This is a genomic window from Myxococcales bacterium (assembly GCA_016699535.1).
Taxonomy (GTDB): Bacteria; Myxococcota_A; Polyangia; order Polyangiales.
Window position 1 is genome coordinate 3,423,039 of record CP064980.1, and the last position, 18,557, is coordinate 3,441,595.

Annotated in this window: 12 protein-coding genes and 3 pseudogenes; 8 read left to right on the forward strand and 7 right to left on the reverse strand. The window is 51.4% G+C overall.

The window, feature by feature from the left end; translation table 11 throughout:
• Positions 1-12 precede the first annotated feature (12 nt).
• Entirely contained in the window at positions 13-1,470 is a 1,458-nt protein-coding gene (locus IPJ88_16110) for a hypothetical protein (GenBank protein QQR89694.1), read from the reverse strand.
• Between the two features lie 281 nt (positions 1,471-1,751).
• On the opposite strand from IPJ88_16110, the gene IPJ88_16115 reads away from it, so the two are divergent.
• The 3 genes from IPJ88_16115 (at position 1,752) to IPJ88_16125 (ending at position 6,472) form a co-directional block, all read left to right on the forward strand.
• Positions 1,752-3,158 (forward strand): outer membrane protein transport protein, encoded by a 1,407-nt coding sequence (locus IPJ88_16115; GenBank protein ID QQR89695.1) that lies wholly within the window; start codon positions 1,752-1,754, stop codon positions 3,156-3,158.
• 179 nt (positions 3,159-3,337) lie between these two features.
• Positions 3,338-3,733 carry a transcriptional repressor gene (locus tag IPJ88_16120; GenBank protein ID QQR92064.1) on the forward strand — a complete coding sequence of 132 codons (396 nt, stop codon included), beginning with the start codon at positions 3,338-3,340 and terminating at the stop codon, positions 3,731-3,733.
• A 1,155-nt stretch (positions 3,734-4,888) separates the two neighbouring features.
• Positions 4,889-6,472: an SBBP repeat-containing protein gene (locus IPJ88_16125; GenBank protein QQR89696.1), complete on the forward strand. Its 1,584-nt coding sequence runs from the start codon at positions 4,889-4,891 to the stop codon at positions 6,470-6,472.
• An 84-nt stretch (positions 6,473-6,556) separates the two neighbouring features.
• Here the strand turns inward: IPJ88_16125 and IPJ88_16130 are convergent, their stop codons facing one another.
• The 6 genes and pseudogenes from IPJ88_16130 to IPJ88_16155 form a co-directional block, all read right to left on the reverse strand.
• Positions 6,557-8,611 carry a sodium-translocating pyrophosphatase gene (locus tag IPJ88_16130; GenBank protein ID QQR92065.1) on the reverse strand — a complete coding sequence of 685 codons (2,055 nt, stop codon included), beginning with the start codon at positions 8,609-8,611 and terminating at the stop codon, positions 6,557-6,559.
• A 190-nt stretch (positions 8,612-8,801) separates the two neighbouring features.
• A pseudogene (pip, locus tag IPJ88_16135) lies at positions 8,802-9,759 on the reverse strand (prolyl aminopeptidase).
• Between the two features lie 172 nt (positions 9,760-9,931).
• Positions 9,932-12,863, reverse strand: a pseudogene (locus tag IPJ88_16140) (helicase).
• A gap of 174 nt (positions 12,864-13,037) precedes the next feature.
• Positions 13,038-14,137 (reverse strand): annotated as a pseudogene (fabD, locus tag IPJ88_16145) (ACP S-malonyltransferase).
• 8 nt (positions 14,138-14,145) lie between these two features.
• The gene (locus IPJ88_16150; GenBank protein QQR89697.1) at positions 14,146-14,508 is read right to left on the reverse strand and encodes a hypothetical protein; all 363 of its coding nucleotides are present in this window, start codon (positions 14,506-14,508) and stop codon (positions 14,146-14,148) included.
• A complete protein-coding gene (locus tag IPJ88_16155; protein ID QQR89698.1) occupies positions 14,505-14,726 on the reverse strand; it encodes a hypothetical protein in 222 nt (73 codons plus the stop codon). Before IPJ88_16155 ends, IPJ88_16150 begins: the two co-directional genes overlap by 4 nt.
• A 122-nt stretch (positions 14,727-14,848) precedes the next feature.
• Here IPJ88_16155 and IPJ88_16160 point away from each other — a divergent pair, with 122 nt between their 5' ends.
• The 5 genes from IPJ88_16160 (at position 14,849) to IPJ88_16180 (ending at position 18,546) form a co-directional block, all read left to right on the forward strand.
• Positions 14,849-15,811: a fibro-slime domain-containing protein gene (locus IPJ88_16160; GenBank protein ID QQR89699.1), complete on the forward strand. Its 963-nt coding sequence runs from the start codon at positions 14,849-14,851 to the stop codon at positions 15,809-15,811.
• A gap of 66 nt (positions 15,812-15,877) precedes the next feature.
• A complete protein-coding gene (locus tag IPJ88_16165) occupies positions 15,878-16,678 on the forward strand; it encodes an RMD1 family protein (protein QQR89700.1) in 801 nt (266 codons plus the stop codon).
• 72 nt (positions 16,679-16,750) lie between these two features.
• On the forward strand, positions 16,751-17,389 hold the full coding sequence (locus IPJ88_16170; GenBank protein QQR89701.1) for a LysE family translocator: 639 nt from the start codon (positions 16,751-16,753) through the stop codon (positions 17,387-17,389).
• 149 nt (positions 17,390-17,538) lie between these two features.
• Entirely contained in the window at positions 17,539-18,204 is a 666-nt protein-coding gene (locus IPJ88_16175) for a hypothetical protein (GenBank protein QQR89702.1), read from the forward strand.
• A 78-nt stretch (positions 18,205-18,282) separates the two neighbouring features.
• Positions 18,283-18,546: a BolA family transcriptional regulator gene (locus IPJ88_16180; protein QQR89703.1), complete on the forward strand. Its 264-nt coding sequence runs from the start codon at positions 18,283-18,285 to the stop codon at positions 18,544-18,546.
• Positions 18,547-18,557 lie beyond the last annotated feature (11 nt).

Genomic DNA, 18,557 nt, shown 5'->3' on the forward strand with positions numbered 1-18,557 from the left:
TGGGCTCAAACACTACTGGGTTTGCAGGAAGATCATGAGCAGCACGAAGGCTGCAGCCAGAGCGATAAACATGGCAAAACACATAATTACCAAGGAAATCACCCGCCCCAAATGCTTCTTTTCGACCTCACTTTCGCCTAAATCACTTAGCAATTGCTCGGCCCGGCGTAGCTCCTGCCGACCCCGAAAAGCAAAGGAAAATGCCGCTCCGAGCGCACTAAGCAGTCCCAAAACCGCCAGCCATAGCCCCCAAGTTGATTTGCTTTTCTGATAACGATTCTGCTGCACGGGCAAGCTGCGCACAGGATGAGGGAGCGGCATCCAGCGCTCTTCTTGAATGGCATGTCTATAGGCATTCATGCCATTTTTGGCTGTTTTTTTCAAAATTAGTGCCACTTTTGGCATTTCAAACAACAACGAGCGACTGTGCTCGCCTCCAAATACGTCGCTACTGAGCTGAAGGCGCCATAAGCCTTCTTTGGCGGCAAAGCCTGGCAAGCCGATCGTCTCCTCTTTTTTTGCCGGTTTTTTCCACGACTGTGTAAAGACCCAACGCTCGCCAGAGCTTTCGATTTGAAACACATCTGCCACAAGACAGTTCGTGGCAGCAGAGCTTGCCGCTTTAAAATCAAGCGTATCGCCAATCTTTAATTGCCGCTGCTCCATCTCAAGGTGCGCCGAGGCAAGTGAGATGGGAACGCGCACCTTACGTTCTGCCACTGGCGTTTTGTTGTGCTCAAGCACGACATCAAGTTCGGCCTCTGGTCCGTGCACTTTAAACGTCAACGCGGCCCAACCCGCTTTGCTCTGCACCGGCTGCTCATCCAAGATGTCCACCGATGACTGGCTCTTGATACGTACACTATATACGATTGGATTGTCTCCAAGTCGTACAATCATCTGACAACTTCGATCCGGCAGACAAACACCCGAAACAAAACGCAAAGCAAACTGCTTTGGCATGAGCTTGTTGCTGATTGTACGAACATCACCAAGCCGTCTTTGTTGAAGTGGATGCGCGCTGCGCTCTTGCGCGGGGTAAGTAAAGTTGCCTCTGCCCACATCGAGCTTTTTTTCAATGCCAAATTGCCGATTCTGATAAGTCACCCGCAGCTGAAGCCTGTAGCCACCAGAGGGCAAGGAAGTTGGGATGTGCAGATTGCCCTCTTGCCCCATGCAAGGCGATTGCTTCATCCGAAGTTGCGCAATCAATTCGCCGCCGCGGTCTCGAAGCTGCAGCAAGCCCTGCGCTTTTATCACAGTGGGTGTGCTCTGCGTTCTCGAGATGCCAAGCAAAAAGGCACGTGCGGGGAGAACACCACCCTGCGGTACGCGCTCCGGCGTAACGAGCTGCAAATCGTAATCGGTGCTTGGTTTGCGCAACCACAAACTAACACCGCCTACGGCCACTAATAGTAATGGCAGAAAAAACGCCCAAAAACGCGAAGCTGTATCCGTTGATGCTTTCACTCGCAACGATCCATATCACGTATCAAAACATGATGAGAGAAACCCGAGTAGTTCAGTCCTCTATTGTAAAGGTGTCAATCCTTCAACAGAACTAAAAACGCTCGCGTTTGCGTCTCGTCTTGAGCTATTGGGTTGCGTTAAAACTATGTTTGTGAAACGCGAACTATTTTATTGACCCACTTCGCAAATTTTCATCTTCTCCGCTCAATACAAGACCTATATGCATATGAGTTCATAGCAATGCATGTGGCCCATTTACCATCTGCACGAGGAGTGAAAGCATGCGTAACACTTGCCACTGGATTAACCACAAACCAGTCACCGTATCGATAAGCTGTCTTTTAGTGTCGCTCATCGGATCACCCGCTTGGGCCACCGATGGGATGAATCCCATCGCCTACGATGCGCGCTCTGCAGGCATGGGCGGTGCCAACACTGCGGTGATTGATCACGCCTTAGCTATCACGAGCAACCCAGCTGGCATTGCTTTATCAGGTGCTAATCTGGATTTGAATCTCACGCTCCTTACGCCATCCCTGCACGTGCGAGACCAAGTCATGACGCCGCAAGGCGCCATGCAACTCAACGACAAAGACAGCGAAGGCCAACTGTTCCCTCTTCTAGGAATCGCTTACTCGATGCCTGTGTCCAAGAAGCTGTATGCGGGTATGGGAATCTTTGTGCAAGGAGGCATGGGCGCTCACTTTAGGGGCCTAAACACCATGACCGATCCAGACCCCACAACAGTCAACCAAGACAACGAAGGACAGCCCTCAACCTATGATATCAAAAGTCAGATTATGTACATCAAGTTTGCACCCACAGTGGCCTATCGCCTTCTTGATAACTTGATCTTAGGCGCGTCCTTTAACGTCGGAGTTGCTAAAATGGATTGGCGACATGGCGCCATGCAATTTCCTGAGCCTGATGGAGACAATCTCTATGGAGCCCAGAGCTTGAATTTTAAAAGCGACTACGCTCTTGGCTTTTCGGGACGCTTTGGCGCGTTGCTCAACTTGCTCGATGACAATCTTCGCTTTGGTGCAAGCTACGCTATGAAAGCGTCGCCAACTTTTGATGGAACACTCAAAATCAATGGTGTCCCTTACGACGCTCAGACGGAGGACTTTGCTTGGGCACGGGAGCTCGCGCTCGGTGTCGCTGGCAAACTTTTCGAAAAGCGGCTTACCTTGGCGGCAGACTTTCGTTGGGTCAACTGGGCCAATGCGGTTGACACCGTGCAGTTTGATGCAACAGCGAAAGACCCATCGACCTTGCCACCAGGCATGACGCCGGCACTTGCGCTGCCTTTTCAAATGCGTTGGCAAAACTCCGTTGTTCTGGCTTTTGGTACCGAGTACGCACTTCTCAAAGACTTTTTGTTTATAAGAGCCGGCTACAACTACGGCAAAACGCCCGCTACTGCCAGTGGAATCAATCCGCTTTTTCCACCGGTCACCCAGCATCATCTCACCGCAGGTCTTGGGTTTAAAGACGTCGAAAGTGGCGTTAAAATGGATCTCGCAGGCGAGTATGGGTTTACCGGCAAAGTTTCCTCTAGCTCCGAGAACCAAATGGCTTATCAGCCAGCCCTGCCTGGACAAACACCCCAACCTAACGGTTATTCAGTGGATGTGCAGATGAAACAACTGAGCATCTATTTAGGCCTAGGCTACGACTTTAATTAGCGATTTCCTCGCTGGACGCCTTCTATTGTCTCGGGAACTTAACTGCTTCGGGACGAGTGCATATGTATGTATCGACAATCCTCAAAGGGCACACTATGCTATTGCCACCTATGATTTCAAAAGAAGCACCGCCAAATTTCAAGCAAATTGAGCAACTGCATGCAAGGCTTGGCCAATACATGGAAAAGCACAAACTCCGGTCCACTGGGCAACGGCGTCTTGTGACCGATGTTTTTTTTCGCACGGGCGGCCATCAGTCCATCGAAGAGTTGCTGGCCATGGTGCGCGAGGAAGATCCAAAAGTTGGCTACGCCACAGTGTATCGTACTTTGAAGCTACTTACTGAATCAGGCATCGCCAATGAGCATCATTTTGGCGATGGATTTACTCGCTATGAAATAGCACTCAAGGGCGACCATCATGACCACTTGATTTGCACAGCGTGCGGCAAAATTGTCGAGTTTGAGCAAGACCGAATTGAAGAGCTGCAAGAACAAGTTGCGAACAAGCACGGGTTTAAACTGAGCAGCCATAAACACGAGCTCTACGGCTTGTGTCCGAATTGCCAGAACTGACACCTGTAAAAGCCACCTTGGACGGCAGCCAATTCTCATCACACCATCCGTGCAGAACCGCCGGTATGGAACTACACCTATCGGCTATTAATTTGCCCATCGGTGCTCTCCTACAGTGACCTACATATTTTTATCTGGCTAGAAGCTCGACGGCACACCCATCGCGTTATGGCATAGCCGTATTATTATGATATAATTACAAAACATGTCTGATTATGGATGCTTTTTTAGAGTGCATGCTGCACATCAAACCCCGGCTGCTCGGGGTCGTCGTAAAACAACGGCTCATGGCTTCACTCGTTCTCTTTCCTTCACGGCCTGTTTAGTAGTCATGGCGTTGGAAATGTGGGGTTGTGGCCGTTTGGGCTATGACAGTGAAGATCAAGACATGGTCGATTCGGGAAGCAACGTGAGTAACACCAACACCATTTCCTTCCTGGACACCGATGGCGATGGCATCAGTGATGCGGTTGAGGGAACCGAAGACTTGGATGCAGATGGTTTAGCCAACTATCTTGACAGCGATAGCGACGGAGATTCGATTGGTGATGAAATCGAGGGTGAGAATGATTTCGACTTGGATGGATGGGCAAACTTTCTCGACCTTGATTCGGATAATGACGGGCTTCTCGATCAGGACGAAGGTGATGGCGATCTTGACCAGGATGGCAATCCAAATTTTCTCGATAACGATGCAGACGGAGACGGCCTAAGCGATAGTGTTGACCTTGACACCTATTGTAGTGACGCCCGACTCAACTTCGGGGAAAGTGATGTGGATTGCGGCGGCATTGCAATAGCTGTAGCAATGGCAGTGCATGTAGCGCGAGCACTGATTGTCTATCAGGGCGGTGTTCCGGTGGGCTCTGCATCCCGGCAAGCTGTGCCGATAGCATACTCAATGGCGACGAGACGGATGTCGATTGCGGCGGAAGCTGCAGTGCTTGCCCAAATGGATCGAATTGCTTGGTGCCAAGCGACTGCAGTTCTAGTGTCTGCAGCTCAGGTCAATGCCAAAGTCCGAGTTGCTCAGATGGAACCCAAAATCAAGATGAAAGCGATGTGGATTGCGGTGGAAGCAGCTGCAGCACATGCAGTACGGGACAAGCTTGCATGGTTGCCGGCGACTGCAGCTCCGGGGTATGTACGAGCAACGTGTGCCAAGCAGCGACTTGTTTCGACGGGACAATTAACCAAGATGAAACAGACACCGACTGTGGCGGAAGCGTTTGTGGCGCTTGCGGTGATGGCTTCGGCTGCACTCTTTCCTCCGACTGCAACTCCGGGGTATGCACAGGCAACATCTGCCAAGCTGCGACCTGTTCCGATAACATACAAAACCAAGATGAAAGCGATATCGACTGTGGGGGAAGTTCGTGTGGTAGGTGTGTCAACGGAGACAGTTGCTCAATCGATCTCGATTGCATTTCCCTTAACTGCGACACTGGAACATGCGCACCTCATCCAGGATTTTCACTCACGTTTGGAACCAATAATGACGACATCGGCACAGGCATTGCTTCAGATAACTTCGGCAATATCTACGTTACGGGTTCATTTAGCGGAACCATTAACCTGGGTGGCTCTGATCTAATCGGTCCCGGAAATGTAGATGTTTTTGTAGCCAGCTATGATATCGATGGGAATCATCGCTGGTCGGCAGCCTTCGGAGGAAGCAGTTTTGATGAGGCGAGCGAGCTCGACATCGATGCCAACGGCAATATTTACATCGTTGGAACCTTCAGCAGTAGCGATGCGAACTTTGGAGGAAGTACCTTTAGCGCAATCAATAAAGATATTTTTGTAGCCAGTTACGACAGTTCGGGCAATCATCGCTGGTCGAAGGGGATCAATTCAAGCGGCGATGACGAAGGCGCGGGGATTGCTGTTGATCCTTCTGGATATGTGTATGCCACCGGAAGTTTTCAAAACACGATTGACTTTGGAGGCGGCAGTCTAAATGCAACAGCCTCGGATGTGTTTCTGGTGAAATACTCGACCGCGAACGGTAGCTACATATGGGCAGCCGACTTTGGAAGTACGCTCACAGACAGGGGCGATACCGTTACCGTAGCTAGCTCAAGCGATGTATGCATCGCGGGTGACTACGCCGGGACCATCAATTTCGGTGGAAGCCCACTAAGCAATTCCGGCGGCAGCGATATCTATATTGCGTGCTTCAACGCGAGCGGAACACACCAATGGTCCAGCGGTCACGGTGGTCCAGGAGACGACAAGGCCTATAGCATTGCAACCGATGGCAACAACCGTGTATTGTTAACGGGCGAGATTAACAACAACGTTGATTTTGGCGGCGGAGCACTCGGCTTTTTTGGAGGCTCCGATGTGTTTGTCGCAAGTTTTGATGCAACTGGTACGCATATTTGGTCGCAAAGTTTTGGCAACAGCTTGAACGATGGCGGATATGATATCGCGGCGTATCCAAGCAACGATGTCGCCATTGTAGGATATTTTCGCAATTCGATTGATTTCGGTGGTGGAACTTTAAACGGCGTGAACTCCAATGAAGACTACTTTGGCGCGCTATTTGATTCAACAGGCGGCTATCTGTATGCCGATGTCAATGGATCGACAGCACGAGAATACAGTTATGCTTTTACATTGAGTTCCGATGGACGCGGATGTCACATCGGAGTGTTCAGCAGTCCCACTATTAATTTTACTTTTGGCAACCATACGCTCGTTGGCGGCAAAGACTTCTTCATTGTTTGCAAGTAATTCGCATCAAGAGCCCGTGCCCATTAAAGCATAAATCCCCCTGGCCAATGCCAGGAGGATTAAGCAAGAGCATAATCGATTCTCTTAACTCGCGATGAGTGGCGCGATAATCAACGCGACAATGCTCATGAGCTTAATGAGAATGTTCATCGATGGGCCACTGGTATCCTTGAGAGGATCACCCACGGTATCGCCCACAACGGCAGCTTTAAGGGCTTCGCCACCCTTTTGCTCGCCAGGGATTTCACCCTTTTCGATAGCTTTCTTTGCATTGTCCCAGACGCCACCAGCGTTGGCCATAAACAAAGCCAAGAGCACACCAGCCACAGTGGCCCCTGCAAGCATGCCCCCAAGCGCCTCGACGCCAAGCTGAGGAATAAAACCAACGATAATCGGTGCAGCGATGGCAACGGTTCCAGGAAGGACCATTTCACGAAGAGCTGCTTTTGTTGAAATCTCAACACAGCGTGCGGCATCTGGTTTTGCATCAGGCTTTCCTTCAAGCAAACCAGGGATCTCTCTAAACTGACGCCGAATCTCGTCCACCATTTGCCCTGCGGCTTTACCCACCGATGTCATGGTCATCGCGCCGATGAGAAATGGCAAAATGCCGCCGATGAATAGACCAATCACCACTTTTGGATCACGGATGTCGATCACCAAGGGCACGCCTTGCACCGCTTCGACTTTTTGAGCGAAAGCAGAAAACAATGCCAAAGCCGTCAGCGCCGCTGAACCAATCGCAAAGCCTTTACCAATGGCAGCAGTGGTGTTGCCAAGTGCATCAAGACCGTCGGTGATTTTTCGAACCTCTGGACCAAGCTTTGCCATCTCACTAATGCCACCAGCGTTGTCCGCAATGGGGCCATAGGCATCAACCGACATGGTAACGCCAACGGTTGCTAACATGCCAAGCGCGGCAATTCCGATACCATAGAGGCCGGCAAGATGATTGGCGATAAACACTGCAACCACGATGAGCAAGATCGGAATAGCGACGGATTCCAGTCCAACGGCCAAACCATGGATGATATTCGTAGCGGGGCCTGTTTTAGAAGCGTTTGCTACGCGAATGACTGGAGCAGCACTGGTATAGTACTCGGTGGCTAGGCCAATAAGCACGCCAGCAATCGATCCTGCAAGCACCGCCCAAAACACACCGGAGCTCACGCCGAAGGCCGCAATGACGAACTTCGCAGCAATCAAGAACAAACCCGCTGCCAAGAAGGTCGAGTAACGCAATGCGGCTGCAGGATCCCAAGCCTTGAGCACCGACATCGAGGCCACGCCAATCAAAGAAGCGACAAGACCAACCACCGCCAAAATAAGAGGCAAGGTCACCAAGGTTCCAGTGATCATGCTTGCATCAGCAAGTGCATCGCCAGACCATAGCGCAGCAGCTGCACTGCCGCCCAAGGTCGCGCCGATGGCGCAGGTTGCGATAATGGATCCCACGTAGCTTTCAAAAATATCAGCACCCATACCGGCGACGTCACCGACGTTGTCGCCTACGTTATCCGCAATAACGCCGGGGTTACGCGGGTCGTCCTCTGGGATGCCAGCTTCGACTTTACCCACCAAGTCAGCGCCTACATCGGCTGCTTTGGTGTAAATACCGCCACCCACGCGTGAGAAAAGTGCAATCGATGAGGCGCCCATCGAAAAGCCACCAATCGCTTGAACCGTGTCGACATTGTCAAGCACACCGAAAATCAAAAAGAGGCCACCGACTCCGAGCAAACCAAGGGATGCAACGGCCAAGCCCATGACTGCTCCACCGTTGAATGCCACAAAAAGAGCGTTAGCTTGTGATCCTTGCCTGGCAGCTTCACTCGTTCGCACGTTGGCTTTGGTAGCCGACTTCATGCCGAGGAAACCAGCAAACATGGAGCACAACGCGCCTAGGAAAAACGCAAAAGCTGTTTGCACGCCATAAAAGACGAACAACGCTATCGCTACTACGGCGATGAACACCGCTAAAATCAGATACTCAGAACGCAAAAAAGCCATGGCACCATTGTGGATTTCTTCACTGATTTGCTTCATGCGGTCGTTGCCAACGGCTTGTTTTGAAACATAGCCGTACAGGGCAAAGGCTATAATAAGGCCAACCACACCTGCTCCAGGGATCCAAGGGATAAAATTCGTGAGTTCCACTGCGCCTCCTAGTAATATGCTCGCGTAGCTCAACGGCCAGCACGTGCTACGCCCTGAACGGTCATCCTGTCCAGAGCGACGCTCTTGTACCCAATTGGCGTGCTAAATCAAGCCTGGTCAGCCTTTCAGAGCCAAAAGTCTTAAAATTTTCACTAGATCTCCCAAAAGAGCACTAAACTCTGGCTCGAAACGAATCGGTGGCTTTTACAAGAGCCCTGCAAATACCGGTTTCACTTTGGGCATGCCCCGCAGCACCGACGATATTGAGCTGTGCCTCCGGCCATACGGCATGGAGATCGACGGCATTTTTGACCGGACAAATCACATCGTAGCGGCCGTGCACAATGACCCCCGGGATACCCCCGCAACCGGAAGGCATCACGCAGAAGCTGCCCATCGCATTCAAAAAAACCCTTATTCACAAAGTAGTGAGCCTCAAGTCGCGCAAAAGCATCACTGAATTTAGTTTGCTCTGCTTTTCGGACAAGCGCCGGATTGGCGAGCAGCGTGCTTCGCCCCATCTCCCAACTGCTCCAGGCATGTGCAGCTTTGGCGCGAAGCTTCTCGTCATGACCAGTAAGCAACTCATGGTATGCACTCAATAAGTCCCCGCGTTTTTCAGCAGGGACAACTTTCTGAAATTCAGCAAAAGCTTCTGGAAACAAAAAACTTGCGCCCTGCTGATAGAACCAATGCAACTCTTCTGAGCGCAATAAAAAAACACCGCGAAGGACAAGTTCGCTGACACGTTCCGGATACTTTTGCGCATAGGCCAATGCTAGGGTACTCCCCCATGAGCCACCAAAGACCTGCCAAGTGTTAATACCAAGGCGCTCACGAATCGTTTCAATGTCTGAAACCAAGTGCCAGGTTGTATTAGCACGGAGCTCAGAATGTGGCGTACTCTCTGCGCAACCACGTTGATCAAAGAGCACGATTCGATAGACCTCAGGATCGAAATAGCGCCGCGAAACGGGCTGGCTCCCTCCGCCGGGACCACCGTGTAATACGACAACCGGCTTGCCATTTTCGTTGCCAGATTGCTCAACGTATAGTTCGTGCATCTCGTCTACTTTCAAACGAAACTCGGAAAACGGTTTTATCTCCGGATACAATGTATGTTCAGACATGGCACCTAAAATGATTTCGCCGCACTTCACTCTGTAGCAAAACAAAAAGAGTTGTTAGCCAGCTACATGATCCAACATAGATACTTAGCTTTTGCAAATTCAAAGGTTCAGGCCCGGACAAATTCTCATCGCTTCGAAACGATCAAATGCTTAACTTCCGTCAACGATTTTTTTAATCGAGCAAGGCAAGTAAATCATCACGCGTGAGGGCCGTCGCGCGGTCGGCTTCTCCAAGAGCAGCTTCGGCAAGCCCACGTTTTTTCTTCTGAAGCGAGAGAATACGTTCCTCGACTGTATCTTGAGTGACCAAGCGATAGACCATGACCGGTCGGTCCTGACCAATACGATGGGAGCGATCGGCCGCTTGGTCCTCGGCAGCAGGATTCCACCATGGGTCGGTTAGAAAAACGTGATCCGCTGCTGTTAGATTGAGACCAGTTCCACCCGCTTTGAGCGAGGCAAGTAGCAACGGAGGTCCGGAATCGCTTTGAAAGTTTGCCACAACCTCGGCACGATTTCGGGTTGCGCCATCCAGTCTCAAAAAATCCAGACCCGATTTTTTCAAATGAGGCTCAATGAGATTAAGCATCGAAGTCCACTGAGAAAATACCAATGCTTTGTGTCCGTCTGCGGCAACGGTCTCGAGTGCCTCAATTAATGTTTTCACTTTGGACGAATGCTCAGCGTGCTGGCCTGGTACCAGCGCGGAATGACAAGCTGCCTGCCTTAATCGAAGCAGTGCCTCGAGCGCAGCCAGCACGTTACTACCATGCCCCAGCCGCTCAATCACGTCCTTACGCGTTGCGGCGCGAATTGTATCGTATACGGCTCGTTCTTGCTCGTCGAGCTCCACATGGAGTACCGACTCCGTTCTTGGAGGCAACTCTGGCGCTACGTCTTTTTTGATGCGTCTTAAAACAAAAGGCCGGATTTTCTGCCTCAAGCGCTCGGCCGCGCCCTTGTCTCCAACGGCAATCGGTTTTGAAAATCGGTTTTGAAAGTCAGAACGACCACCCAATAGACCTGGATTGCTAAAATGCAGCAAGCTCCATAACTCTTCAAGCCGATTTTCAACGGGCGTGCCAGACAATGCGATTCGGAACTCACCATCCAGGCGGTACGCCACTTTGGCTGCTTGAGACGATGGGTTTTTAATGGCCTGCGCTTCATCGAGCACGATGCAATCCCAAAACTGTTTGGTCAAAAGCGCCGCGTCAATGCGCAAAATTGCGTAGGTGGTGATCACCACATCCGCCTGCTTATCAAGTTTGCGTTTTGGGCCATGAAAGATTGATGTTTTCAATGTGGGCCTAAAACGTTGGATCTCGTCTTCCCAGTTTTGAAGCACACTCGTTGGGCACACAACCAGACTACGTCCTTTGAACGCACAAATGCTCTGCAAGGTTTTTCCTAAACCCATGTCATCGGCCAATACGGCACCCAGGTTCGCGTCACGCAAAAAACAAAGCCAGCTCACGCCTTCTTTTTGATAGTCGCGAAGCTCTGCGGTGACACCCTCTGGAATCGGGCTCTGTGGCAAAGACTTAAAATCTTCGAACAAGGGTCGTAAGCGGGCAAAACCGGGAGGCGGAGGTTGATTCAGATCTTCGGCCAAAATGGCAAGGCTCGGTAAGGCAACCGTCGGAACTTTGTTCTTGCTCTGTTTTCGTGCGGCAAGCAAATCGGCCACGCGGTCACCGTGTTCGGCAAGCCATTCTTCGGGTAGAGGCGCCCAACCGCCACCTTCAAGTGCAACTTGGGAAAAACCACCCTGCCAGGCGCCAATCACCGCTTCAGCGCTAACGCGCAATGCCTTTTTGCTGGACTGTTGCGCGTTGGTTTCGAAAAACAAATCAACCTTTTCACCTTTGATCAGCATACGCGGTAGCAAAGGTGCCTGTTGCAGAAACTGACCCTCGGGTCCTAAAGCGTGACTCCAACGTTTGAGCTTTTCTGCAAAAGCCGTTGCTTCGCCACCCGTGAAAGTAACTTTGCGACCGGGCATCAAATGCAAATCATCCCGCAACGCACGAACAATTTTCCGCCTCGGCCTGTCCATCGCGCACCGGAATCAACCCTTCAAGATGCACCAGCTTTCCACCATCGATGCGCGCCTGAGGAGGATCGCCATAGACAATCGTGGGCAGGACCGACAAGGTGTTGCCTTCTTGTTTGACCTGCAAATCAACACGAGGTTTGAGCGATTTGCTGGTTCCGGGAACATGCTTCGACAATATCTCGATGTCCGCTTTACCTTCAAACTCTGGAAGCACGCTCGTGGCCAGTTCACCCACCGAATCAAAAGGAAACACTCGTGTGAGCGGTAGATTTTCCAAACGTACACCAGTGACGGAAACTTCAGCGAGCACGTGCAAGGTCTCAGCAAGGCGTACGACACCGTCGGCTACGATTTCATCGATAGCCTTACTTGGCAGAAGTGAAAGCTCGATACCGTCTGAGACGTCTCGAAGCACAGCTCGCGGCCGCACAGGCGCCGAGGAAATCTTGAAGGCCTTGTTCTCAAAAAATATGCGCCCGCTCTCGTTTTCCGCCTCGAGCAAGGCAAAAATTTTACTGAGCATACTAAGCGGGATAGTCGCCGGCGGTCGTTGTCCTAAGATGCGATCGATTTCAAGATCGTTGTGATCAACATTGAGGCTTTCACGCGCGGAACTTTTGCTCATCATCTTGAAAAGAGAGCTCTCAAGCGCCGACTTTTCTTTTCCGGTCGCCAAAACACGCTTTAGCCCAAGGCCAATGCCACGACGCTCAAAATAATAGTGTAGCTCGGCAACCTTGCGCTGACTTGTGGGCAAAACCCGTCCGTCAGCAACGGCACTGCTAAGCGCTATAACGGCGGCTGCCACATGAGCGCAATACTCTTTGGGGCTTGGACAATCGCAATCCCACTCCTCATCATCCGGATAAAGGACCACCGTGGGAGCCACTGGAAGTTCAGGTGTTTTGACACGAAGCACAATTTCATCGTCATTTTCCGATTGCCCCAAAACGCGATCTTCACGCGCAAGCTTGACGCCTTGGGCCCACAACCCGGATGGGCATTTGCCCTGTACCCTATGAAAAAGTGTTTGAATCTCAGACATACTTGCCAACTGAGCCCACCCCGCGGCGGAGGCGCACTATACACCATCCAGATGATTCCTGCATTCCATAAGCGTGAAAAAGCACTGTTTTTAATAAGAAAGGCTTTCTAGCACGTCATTTTCAAAGCGCACGCGTTGAAAAGTAACCGGTCAGTTGGTGACTGAAGTCAGCAGCTAACAAAAAAGTATGCGAGCAAAAAGGCAAAGCGAGAAGACAAGTCTTTTTTCGAGGTTTTCGTAGCTTCGAGCGCCCCCACAGGGACGAGGAGGCACGTACACCGGTACTTGCCGACGAGGAGCGAGGAGGTAAGCCGAAGCTACGGAAACCTCGGAAAAAGTCCTTGCAGGCATCACCGACCGACCAGGTACGCTTGGAGTTCTTCGAGCCCCTTCGGGCCCTTCAAGATTCATGCGTTTTGCGTCTTTGTCGATGCGAGCAATCAGTCCGCTTAGCACTTTGCCTGGTCCGAGTTCAACGAAAAGATCCGCTCCAGCGGCTCGCATGGCCACGATAGATTGCTGCCACTTCACAGGAGCGCTTACTTGTTTAACAAGCGCAGCACGCAATGCATCACCGTCGCTTTGAGCGCAGGCATCGGTATTCACGTACAGTGGGCAGCTCGCATCGTTAAACTGTGTCTCTTTGAGCTTCGGCTCAAGCGCATCTTGCGCAGGCTTCATCATCGCGCAATGAAAAGGTGCACTCACCGGCAGGGGTCGAATCTTTGCACCCTTTTCTCGAAGACTCTCACTTGCAGCAGCAACCGCGGTTGCTTCTCCGGCAATGACCACTTGTCCAGGAGCGTTGTAGTTCGCAGGAGAAACAATGCCTGGCGTTGCTTCGCAGATAGCTTCAATCACAGAAGGATCACCGCCGAGCACCGCAGCCATGGCGCCTTGTCCACCGGCACAGCTTGCTGCATCAACTTGCCACGCAGATGCACCAAGCGAACAGCGTCGGTAAAACGAAGCGTGCCAGCAGCCACATTGGCGCTGTACTCGCCAAGGCTGTGCCCTGCAACCATATCGGCGGCAGGTTTGCCCAAGGCAGCCCAAAGCGCAATCGATGTCGTGAGGATTGCAGGCTGAGTATTGGCGGTTAATTTCAGGTCTTCCTCGGGCCCTTCAAAACAAAGTTTTGAAAGCGAAAAGCCAAGCGCTTCATCTGCTTGCTCAAAAATCTCGGCGGCCTTGCTGGAAGCTTCAGCAATGGCCTTACCCATGCCTACTTTTTGAGCCCCCTGCCCTGGAAATACAAATGCTACTTTTGCCATGCTAAGATCTAACTCCCAAAGTTATGTTGATTTTGTCTGCTCAGGACGAAAAAGCCCGAGGGAATTCGCAAAGGCCCTATAGCTAAATCTGCACTACCCAACAAGAGGGTTGGATCATCTGCGTAAACCTGCACAAGATAGTCGCGCAAAAGCCCGCTGAGCTGCAGCCCGTTGGCGCCAAGACCGTAGTCGAGCAAAAGAGCTTGCGCAAAGCGGCTGTCTTTCCCGCCGCTTTGCACAGGATGCACCCGAAAAAAACCATGGCGTTTGGGATTCTCCTCACTGGGCCTTGCTTCAAAGGGCGGCTCGTTTGCTTTTTGATCCACAACAACATTGTAGCCTTGAATAAAAGGGGCTGGCCCGAAGCTCACGCGGGGCTCACCCTCGTAGAAACCTTTTTGAATTTTCCGAAGCCTAGAAGATGAGCTACCCCAGCTGTGTTGATGCCGGCAAACTCCCAACCCACAAGCTCCTTCATATCAGGGGCATTCGCGTGCGTCATGATGTCACTCAACAACGAAGCTGCCGCTTTTGAGAGCTGCAACGCGGAAAACCGTGCGCCTTTGTCGTTTACCCAGTTTTTTGTCATAAGCTGTTCTTACAACAAAGCGGGTGTTGAGACGAGAGCCCACTCATTGTGTCACGAAACACACCTCGTGCTACATCGCGCGAAACATTCAGCTTCACGAAAAACATGCTAAGATAAGGCTTATGAAACCTTCCCTGTTTTTTTTACTTTTGCTGCTCTTAACCGCCTGCGGCATTTCCAATTCTGCCACAAGCACCACCAATGGCGACCCCTGTGCAAATGGCCCTGCTGAAGGCGGATGCGGAACCGAGTGCACTCTCAATCCTGCGATTTGCGCTGATGGTTTCTTTTGCGGTGGGGATGGACTGTGCACTGCTCAATGCAATGAAAGTAAAGGCGCCATGTGCTCCAATGCCCAGCGCTGCACCAGTGATGGGCGCTGCGTTGCCACAAGCCAGCCCGCAAGCGATAGCGGAGTTAACAGTACGGAATGCGTCGATGAGTTGCTGGTGTTAATACGTGATTTTCAGAGTAGCCACCCTGACTTTGAGATCGATCTGAACGCAAAGGGTATTTCACAAGGCCTTCTAGAGAAAAACATTGTGACAGCGAGCTTGGATAGCAATCGCAAGCCTGTGTTCAACACCACTGAAGCGCCTTTTGTGACGGTTGAAAACCAAGCAAGTTTCGATCAGTGGTTTCGTAATGTCGACAGCGTCAATCAAGCCATTGAAAAAACCCTTCCGCTTACCCGAGGCACTGACGGCGCCCTTACTTACGATTCAGATAGTTTCTTCCCAATTGACGGCGAAGGTTTTGGCAACACCCAAGGCCAGTCTCACAACTACCATTTCACCATGGAGCTGCACTCCAAGTTTAGCTACAAAGGCGGCGAAGTATTTACCTTCCAGGGTGATGATGACTTATTTCTCTTCATCAATGGCAAGCTTGCGATTGACCTAGGCGGTGTACACGCTGAAGAAACTGACACCGCCGATATGGACGCCCTGGCAAGTTCACTCGGTATCGAGATTGGCAACACCTACGATCTCGACTTGTTCTTTGCCGAACGCCATACCACCGAATCCAATTTCCGCATCGAAACCTCGATCGAATGCATCGTCAGCGAAGACGACGTTTTTTAGTTGCACCACAAAACCTTGATGGCAACTATTTTACGCTTCGCCGCTCGATAAGTTTACACTACTGCCATGACCACCCTGATATTCGGAGACCGAAATCGAATTGAGGTCACCGCTATTTTTCTGGGAAGCCGGATTGAACTGCGTGCCATTCGAGGACAGGTCAAACTTGCTTCCTCTCCACTTGTCGTGAAAGTCGGCACGGAGGGTTGCGCCGTGTTGCTTCGCTATGGAGCCGTTGTCTTTTTCAATGTTGATATGCAAGCACAAGCAGAGTTCCTTACTGAGCTAAGACCTCATGTCAAAGAACCGGCTGAACAAAGCGAGCAGGAAAACGATACCTTAGGCCTGCGCCTCAATGAGCCCGAAGGTGTGGATGAAGCGGTTATTTATTTACAAGATTTCGATATCCGAAAGATTCAGCTGATTGGCGATGTGCTGGCCAAAAGTGCGACCTTGAGTTTTTACGAAGGCACAGTGGCTAGTGCTTTTGATCGCATTGAACCGCTGGCAGTTGCGCTGCAACACCACGGTCGTCCGCATCAAAAAACGGTCACACTGCTAAAGCATCTTGGTGATGCGATGAGTGTCCAGCATAAAATGGTCGGTCGCATGGAGCTTGGCGAAAAACCGGATTTGCTTTGGGACAACAGCGCGCTTGAGCAGCTCTTTGCGCATCTGGAAAACGAATACGAGCTGCGTGAGCGTCTTTTTGCGCTCGATCGCAAACTGACCTTGCTCTCGCACACAGCCCAAACCTCTGTTGATTTAGTGCAAGCCAGGCATAGTTTGCGTGTGGAATGGTACAGCGTGGCCGTGAGTTTGAGCGAAATCGGGGTCTCGCTCTACGATATTTGCTTACGCCCTTGATTTTTGCCGGATTTGCGTCAAACAACAGCAGCAAGAAATTGTCATCGAGCGCGCGCTGGCGCGAGCATATCTATGGAAGCTTTAGACCTCACTTATTGGATTGTTTTTATCTCGGCAGCGGTAGCGCTCAATCTATCGCCGGGGCCGGATCTCATCTACGTACTCTCACGCACGGTGGCACAAGGCAGAAAAGTCGGTCTGGCTTCCTCCGTGGGGGTTTGCACTGGCGCCCTTGTTCACGTGGCCGCTGCAGCGTTTGGGCTTTCAGCAATTTTGGCGTCATCCGCCGTTGCTTTCGCGGCCATCAAATACGCTGGCGCCGTATATCTTTGCTACCTTGGCATTAAGGCCTGGCGCCATGCTGGCAGCGGTTTTCATTTTTCCCAGGCCAAAGACGAAGGATTGAGTGTACTAGCTGCCTTCAAACAAGGCGCACTTACGGACATCCTCAATCCCAAAGTCGCCATCTTCTTCATGGCTTTTTTGCCACAATTTGTCCGGCCCGATGCAGGAAACCCGCAAGTTCAAATTGTTGTCCTTGGCCTTCTCGTTATTGGGCTTGCACTGGCAAGTGATTCGATTTTGATTTTGCTGGCGGCCAAAGCCACCGACTTTTTTCGCAACGATAGCCGCTTTACCCGCATCCTCGATCGCACCTTGGGCACGATCCTGATTGGCCTCGGGCTGCGCTTAGCCTTTGCTGAAAAATAGAGTCTCTCGCGAAATCAAGCACGTGGACAACCCGCCACTTGCTTCAACTCAGACGCTTGTCATGCTAAGGGGTCTATAGGTCCCCAAAGGCCTTGAGCAAAGAGGTTTTCGCCATGCGTCTAGTTAATAACTACTTATCTATCTGCACAATGATTCTGTTTCCGCTTTTTCTCGGAGTCGCGATTTCAGGATGCAGCAACGACGGGTCAGGCGCGGCTTTTGAAAACGCCGATGGCGTTGCCTGTGAGCCCTCTACGATTGATGGGACGAGCGCATGTTCCGGCGTGCTCTGCGAAGCCAACCAGTTTTGCTCGCAAGGCGCATGCGTTGCCGGATGCATGAGCACGCTGAACTGTGGGGAAGAAAGCTATTGCGATAAAGTTGGCAGCACTGATCCTTTGGGCGCGGGCGTATGTCGTTCTTGCCTACCGACGAGCAATCCCGCCGACGATTCAAACGATGGAACGGTTATCGACGTGAGCTCTGGACAAGGCTCCAACGCGTCAGGCACCTGCCAGAACCTCGTCAACAACTACAATGTCTATGCCACAGATAACAATCCACTCAGCTGTCTGGGTTATGGATATGATGTCTGCAGCGTTACCGATCCCGATGGCAAACTAACATTGACCTGCTTTGATGGACCCGATGCCACCGATTCCATGGAGTGCACCCTCGATTCAGACGCTTGCACTTGCACCACAACCCTCGTCACCCCCGAAAAAGAGGGCATGCTAAAAGTCGACTTTAAAGGGAAACTCATGACCATCACTTTCGATGGCTTGCTGTGCAAATACCTTTTTGACGCCTCATAGCCACCCATCTCGGCCGCGTTAGGATGGGCAATTGCTCCGATTTGACAACTTTGCCCAAGCGCCTTAATCACGTGGGTTATGGTTGAAGCAAGTATCATTGAGGAGCGGCTTCGGGAGGCTTTCCCGGAAGCAGTTCATATCGCAATTGAAGATTTGACGGGAACAAAAGATCATTACTCCGCGATGATTGCTGCACCCGAATTCGAAAATAAGAATCGGATTGAGCAACACAAGCTAGTCTACGCGGCACTGGGCGAGCTTATGGACGGAGCAATTCATGCCCTTAGCTTGCAGACTTTCACGCCAGGCGGCTGGGCTGCACGTGGGCAATCGATCATCTAACGACCGCACAA

What these genes read in the sequence shown, in the direction of transcription:
- IPJ88_16180 (QQR89703.1), top strand. Translation starts at nt 18,283, where the DNA reads ATGGTTGAAGCAAGTATCATTGAGGAGCGGCTTCGGGAGGCTTTCCCG.
- IPJ88_16170 (QQR89701.1), top strand. Translation starts at nt 16,751, where the DNA reads ATGGAAGCTTTAGACCTCACTTATTGGATTGTTTTTATCTCGGCAGCG.
- IPJ88_16120 (QQR92064.1), top strand. Translation starts at nt 3,338, where the DNA reads ATGGAAAAGCACAAACTCCGGTCCACTGGGCAACGGCGTCTTGTGACC.
- IPJ88_16155 (QQR89698.1), bottom strand. Translation starts at nt 14,726, where the DNA reads ATGACAAAAAACTGGGTAAACGACAAAGGCGCACGGTTTTCCGCGTTG.
- IPJ88_16160 (QQR89699.1), top strand. Translation starts at nt 14,849, where the DNA reads ATGAAACCTTCCCTGTTTTTTTTACTTTTGCTGCTCTTAACCGCCTGC.
- IPJ88_16115 (QQR89695.1), top strand. Translation starts at nt 1,752, where the DNA reads ATGCGTAACACTTGCCACTGGATTAACCACAAACCAGTCACCGTATCG.
- IPJ88_16165 (QQR89700.1), top strand. Translation starts at nt 15,878, where the DNA reads ATGACCACCCTGATATTCGGAGACCGAAATCGAATTGAGGTCACCGCT.
- IPJ88_16175 (QQR89702.1), top strand. Translation starts at nt 17,539, where the DNA reads ATGATTCTGTTTCCGCTTTTTCTCGGAGTCGCGATTTCAGGATGCAGC.